General features: G+C 37.6%; 1 protein-coding gene. It reads right to left on the bottom strand.

Features of this window, described 5'->3' with window-relative positions; all coding sequences use genetic code 11:
- Positions 1-695 (bottom strand): ATP12 family chaperone protein (locus ACFIO3_RS15830; protein ID WP_375704727.1); only part of this gene is annotated, 695 nt, incomplete at its 3' end.
- Positions 696-765: the final 70 nt, after the last annotated feature.

The following is a 765-nucleotide window of genomic DNA, read 5'->3' as shown; positions in this document are numbered from 1 at the left end:
CATTGTTCCATCATCCAATCTTCATCTAAATGGGCAATAGACCATGCATGATCAGCATCAATCTTTCCCGCAGCAACAGCAAGAGCAATGAGAGCAGACCCTGTTAAGGTCGTCATCAGATGAAGTGCAGCAAGCATATAAGGAGATTCAACTCTACGTAAATAATTACTGACTGCTTGAAGCGTTTCTGGTGATTGTTCCACATGCATTAGCCCTTCTGTCAAATAAAATCGCGCCCCCAATTTTTCTTCTGCCCAATCTAATAAAGGATCCCATTGTTCAGATTGTTTTTGCACCAACTCTTTAGGTGTCTGCGCACGATAAAAGATCATATCACATGCAACGAAACGCAATAAATCTTCAAACACAGCCTGCATATCATCAGCGATACCATCAATAACAGTATTAACCAAACGCGTCATCGGCATTTTTACCGGATCAACAACGTGCTGTTGACTCTCAAATTCTTGAGCAACGAATTCAGCAAATACTTGTGTTGGCACATGAAAATGACGCCTTGCGGGCGTTTTAACAGAACGTTCATCTAATAAGATAGTAAAACCTCTTTCCTCACAAGCAATTTTCACTTGTTTATAAAATCGTTTTGGGTGTGATTGGCATGAAAGATTTTGAGTCTGTTGAACAGAAATCTTTTTATTCAATGGCATATCAAAATGATCCAAAATCTCACGCATATTGTTTACCTCTGATCTTTTTAAGAAAGAGACTATTTTTTCTAAGTTTTATATATTTTAATAAGATTTA

The sequence above is a fragment of the Bartonella sp. AD328YNZD genome, from assembly GCF_042196425.1.
Note: the sequence above shows the minus strand (reverse complement) of the source record. Positions and strands in the feature narration are given on the sequence as shown.